Here is a 4,212-nt window from a genome sequence, read left to right on the forward strand (position 1 = left end):
ACGCCCGGCGATCCCGGGCGTCGCTTCGGGCGGCTCCGGATTGGACGGAGGCACCAATGGGGCGTTATGTCGCGCGGCGACTGCTCCAGATGATCCCGGTTTTCATCGGGACGACCCTGTTGATCTTCATCATGGTCAACGTGCTCCCCGGCGACCCCGTACGGGCGCTGTGGGGCGACAAGCCGCCGGACCCGGCGCAGGTGGCGCAGATTCGCCACGACCGTGGTCTGGATCTGCCGCTCTGGCAGCAGTACTTCCACTACATGGGCGGCCTGCTGCAAGGGGACTTCGGCAAGACGATCGCCGGTAACCGGCCCGTCCTGGACGAAATCACCCAGGCGTTCCCGGTCTCGATACGACTGGCCTCCATGGCCTGGACGTTCGAGCTCATCGTCGGCATCACGCTCGGCGTCCTCGCCGGCATCAGGCGCGGCCGTTTCGTGGACAACTCGGTCACGCTCTTCACGCTCCTGGTGATCTCCACTCCGATCTTCGTGGTCGGTCTGTTGTGCCAGCTGTTCTTCGGCAATGAGCTGGGGTGGATCACACCCACGGTTCAGGACTCCGAGAACATGGGCCAGTTGCTGGTTCCCGCGATCGTGCTCGGCATGGTCGGCCTCGCCTACGTGGCAAGACTGACCCGTACGTCGATCGCCGAGAACCGGCAGGCGGACTACATGCGCACCGCTGTGGCCAAAGGCCTGCCGCGCCAGCGCATCATCACCCGGCATCTGCTGCGCAACTCGCTGATCCCCGTGGTGACGTACCTCGGTACGGACGTCGGTGCCCTGATGGGCGGCGCGGTCATCACCGAGGGAATCTTCAATGTGACGGGCGTCGGCAACCTCCTCTTCCAGGCTCTCGCCCGCCGTGAGGGCGCGGTCATCGTCGGGATCGTCACGGTCCTGGTGCTCGTGTACCTCGCAGCCAGCCTGATCGTCGACCTGCTTTACGCGGTCCTGGACCCGAGGATCCGTTATGCCTGACCTCACCAAGACCCCGGCCACGGACGAGACGGCCGCGGCGCCGGACTCCGCCCCTGTCGACGCGATCGCCGCCGGTCCCGCACCGGGCAAGCCGCGCAGCCTGTGGAACGACGCGTGGCGGGAGCTGCGGCGCAATCCGCTCTTCGTCATATCCGCGGTCCTGATCTTCGTCCTGCTCCTGGTGGCGGCCTTCCCCGGCCTGTTCACCGGCACGAACCCGGAATCCGGCGACCAGGTCAACCACTTCCTGGGGAAGCCTGAGCTCAGCCACTTCTTCCAGGCGGACTGGTTCGGATACGACAGGGTCGGCCGCAGCATCTACTCCCGTGTCGTGCACGGCGCGCGCAACTCGATCCTCGTCGGCGTCGGCGTGACCATCCTGGTCACCCTCTTCGGCGGACTGTGCGGCATGCTCGCGGGCTACTTCGGCGGCTTCTGGGACAGCCTCATCTCCCGGCTCACCGACGTGTTCTTCGGCATCCCGTTCCTGCTCGGCGCGATGGTCGTCCTGAACGCCTTCACGGAGCGCACGGTGTGGGTCGTCATGGGCGCCCTCGCCTTCCTGGGCTGGACGCAGATCGCCCGCGTGATGCGCGGCGCGGTGATCACCACCAAGCACGCCGACTACGTGGTGGCGGCGCGCGCGCTCGGCGCCGGGACGAAGCGGATCCTGTTCCGCCACATCCTGCCGAACGCGCTGGCTCCGGTGATCGTCGTGGCGACCATCTCGCTCGGCACGTACATCGTCGCCGAGTCGACGCTGTCGTACCTCGGCCTCGGCCTCGGTGACGGCGCCATCTCCTGGGGCGGCGACATCTCCGACGCCACTCAGGACATCCGGAACAACCCGCACACGCTGTTCTTCCCGGCAGGAATGCTGAGTATCACGGTGCTGGCGTTCATCATGATGGGTGACGCCGTACGCGAAGCCCTCGACCCGAAGCTGCGCTGAGGGAGGCGTAAATGACCAGCATCGACATCAAGGAAGACTCGGTTCCCGCCCCCCGCTCGGGCGAGGAAAAGGGCGGCAGGCTGCTTGACGTCAAGGACCTGCACGTCGAGTTCCACACCCGTGAAGGTGTGGCCAAGGCGGTCAACGGCGTCAACTACAGCGTGGACGCGGGCGAGACGCTCGCCGTCCTCGGTGAGTCCGGCTCCGGCAAGTCCGTGACGGCCCAGGCCATCATGGGCATCCTCGACATGCCGCCCGGCAAGATCCCGCAGGGAGAGATCCTCTTCCGCGGCCAGGACATGCTGAAGATGTCCAACGAGGAGCGCAGGAAGATCCGCGGTCGCAAGATCGCCATGATCTTCCAGGACGCGCTTTCGTCGCTCAACCCCGTGCTCTCGGTGGGCTATCAGCTCGGCGAGATGTTCCGGGTGCACGACGGACTCGGCCGCAAGCAGGCCAAGGCCAAGGCCATCGAGCTGATGGAGCGGGTGAAGATCCCGGCCGCCAAGGAGCGGGTGAACGACTACCCGCACCAGTTCTCCGGCGGTATGCGCCAGCGCATCATGATCGCGATGGCGCTCGCTCTCGAGCCGGACCTGATCATCGCGGACGAGCCCACCACGGCGCTCGACGTGACGGTCCAGGCGCAGGTCATGGACCTGCTTGCCGAGCTGCAGCGCGAGTACCACATGGGCCTGATCCTGATCACCCACGACCTCGGCGTGGTCGCCGACGTCGCGGACAAGATCGCGGTGATGTACGCGGGCCGGATCGTCGAGACGGCCCCGGTCCACGAGCTCTACAAGCGCCCCGCGCACCCGTACACGCGCGGTCTGCTCGAGTCGATTCCCCGCCTCGACCAGAAGGGCCAGGAGCTCTACGCGATCAAGGGCCTGCCGCCCAACCTGCTCCACATCCCGTCCGGCTGTGCATTCAACCCGCGCTGCCCCAAGGCGCAGGACATCTGCCGTACGGACGTTCCGGCCCTGGTGCCGGTGAGTGAGCAGGACGGCGCGGAGCTGCCGGGCCGCGGCAGCGCGTGCCACTTCTGGAAGGAGACGATCCATGGCTGAGCTCAAAGGGACTGACGAGCCTCAGGACCCGACCCCGAACGTCTCCGAGGTGGAAACGGTCGACGCGGCAAGTGCCGATGAGGCCGTCGCGGCCATCGAGGCGCCGGTGGAGCGTGGCGAGCCGATCCTCCAGGTCCGCAACTTGGTGAAGCACTTCCCGCTCACGCAGGGAATCCTCATCAAGAAGCAGATCGGCGCCGTCAAAGCGGTCGACGGGATCTCCTTCGACCTCTACCAGGGCGAGACCCTGGGCATCGTGGGCGAGTCCGGCTGTGGCAAGTCCACGGTCGCCAGGCTTCTGATGACACTGGAGCGCGCCACGGCGGGCGAGGTCTTCTACAAGGGCCAGGACATCACCAAGCTGTCCGGGCGCGCGCTGAAGGCGGTCCGCCGCAACATCCAGATGGTGTTCCAGGACCCGTACACGTCGCTCAACCCCCGTATGACTGTGGGCGACATCATCGGGGAGCCGTTCGAGATCCACCCCGAGGTGGCTCCCAAGGGCTCGCGCCGCCAGAAGGTCCAGGACCTCCTGGACGTGGTGGGCCTGAACCCGGAGTACATCAACCGCTACCCGCACCAGTTCTCGGGCGGCCAGCGCCAGCGCATCGGTATCGCGCGCGGGCTGGCCCTGAACCCCGAGATCATCATCTGCGACGAGCCGGTATCGGCGCTCGATGTGTCGGTGCAGGCGCAGGTCATCAACCTGATGGCGAGGCTGCAGGACGAGTTCAACCTCTCGTACCTCTTCATCGCGCACGACCTGTCGATCGTCCGGCACATCTCGGACCGCGTGGGCGTGATGTACCTCGGCAAGATGGCGGAGATCGGCTCGGACGAGCAGATCTACGAGCACCCGACGCACCCGTACACGCAGGCGCTGCTCTCCGCGGTGCCGGTGCCGGACCCGGAGGCGCGCGAGGGCCGCGAGCGGATCATCCTCACCGGTGACGTCCCGTCCCCCGCGAACCCGCCGTCGGGCTGCCGCTTCCGCACCCGCTGCTGGAAGGCGGAGGCGAAGTGCGCGGAGGAGACCCCTTTGCTCGCGATCCCGCAGCAGTTCGTGGGCCAGGACACTCCGGCGGCGCATGATTCGGCGTGTCACTTCGCCGAGGAGAAGGACGTCGTGCACGCGGCGTAGTCTCGGCGTCGGCTTTTGGCTGTACGTGATGGGGGCGCCCGGAACCACTCGGTTCCGGGC

The 4,212-nt window shown here is 66.9% G+C and carries 4 protein-coding genes; all 4 read left to right on the forward strand.

Annotation, left to right across the window (positions count from 1 at the left end; translation table 11 throughout):
* The first annotated feature begins 56 nt into the window (after positions 1-56).
* The 4 genes from ACFQ7F_RS45465 to ACFQ7F_RS45480 are packed head-to-tail and all read left to right on the forward strand — an operon-like array spanning position 57 to position 4,152.
* Positions 57-986, forward strand: a complete 930-nt coding sequence (locus ACFQ7F_RS45465; protein WP_383285554.1) for an ABC transporter permease — start codon at positions 57-59, stop codon at positions 984-986.
* Positions 979-1,938 carry an ABC transporter permease gene (locus ACFQ7F_RS45470; protein ID WP_383285557.1) on the forward strand — a complete coding sequence of 320 codons (960 nt, stop codon included), beginning with the start codon at positions 979-981 and terminating at the stop codon, positions 1,936-1,938. The genes ACFQ7F_RS45465 and ACFQ7F_RS45470 overlap by 8 nt, the downstream gene beginning before the upstream one ends.
* Positions 1,939-1,949: 11 nt before the next feature.
* Positions 1,950-3,011 (forward strand): ABC transporter ATP-binding protein, encoded by a 1,062-nt coding sequence (locus ACFQ7F_RS45475; protein WP_383285560.1) that lies wholly within the window; start codon positions 1,950-1,952, stop codon positions 3,009-3,011.
* Positions 3,004-4,152: an ABC transporter ATP-binding protein gene (locus ACFQ7F_RS45480; RefSeq protein ID WP_383285563.1), complete on the forward strand. Its 1,149-nt coding sequence runs from the start codon at positions 3,004-3,006 to the stop codon at positions 4,150-4,152. The genes ACFQ7F_RS45475 and ACFQ7F_RS45480 overlap by 8 nt, the downstream gene beginning before the upstream one ends.
* Positions 4,153-4,212: the final 60 nt, after the last annotated feature.

Origin of the sequence: Streptomyces sp. NPDC056486 (assembly GCF_042795295.1) — a bacterium.
In the GTDB taxonomy this organism is placed as follows: domain Bacteria; phylum Actinomycetota; class Actinomycetes; order Streptomycetales; family Streptomycetaceae; genus Streptomyces.

Coding starts and splice junctions, on each gene's coding strand:
- ACFQ7F_RS45465 (WP_383285554.1), top strand. CDS start 57: ATGGGGCGTTATGTCGCGCGGCGACTGCTCCAGATGATCCCGGTTTTC.
- ACFQ7F_RS45470 (WP_383285557.1), top strand. CDS start 979: ATGCCTGACCTCACCAAGACCCCGGCCACGGACGAGACGGCCGCGGCG.
- ACFQ7F_RS45475 (WP_383285560.1), top strand. CDS start 1,950: ATGACCAGCATCGACATCAAGGAAGACTCGGTTCCCGCCCCCCGCTCG.
- ACFQ7F_RS45480 (WP_383285563.1), top strand. CDS start 3,004: ATGGCTGAGCTCAAAGGGACTGACGAGCCTCAGGACCCGACCCCGAAC.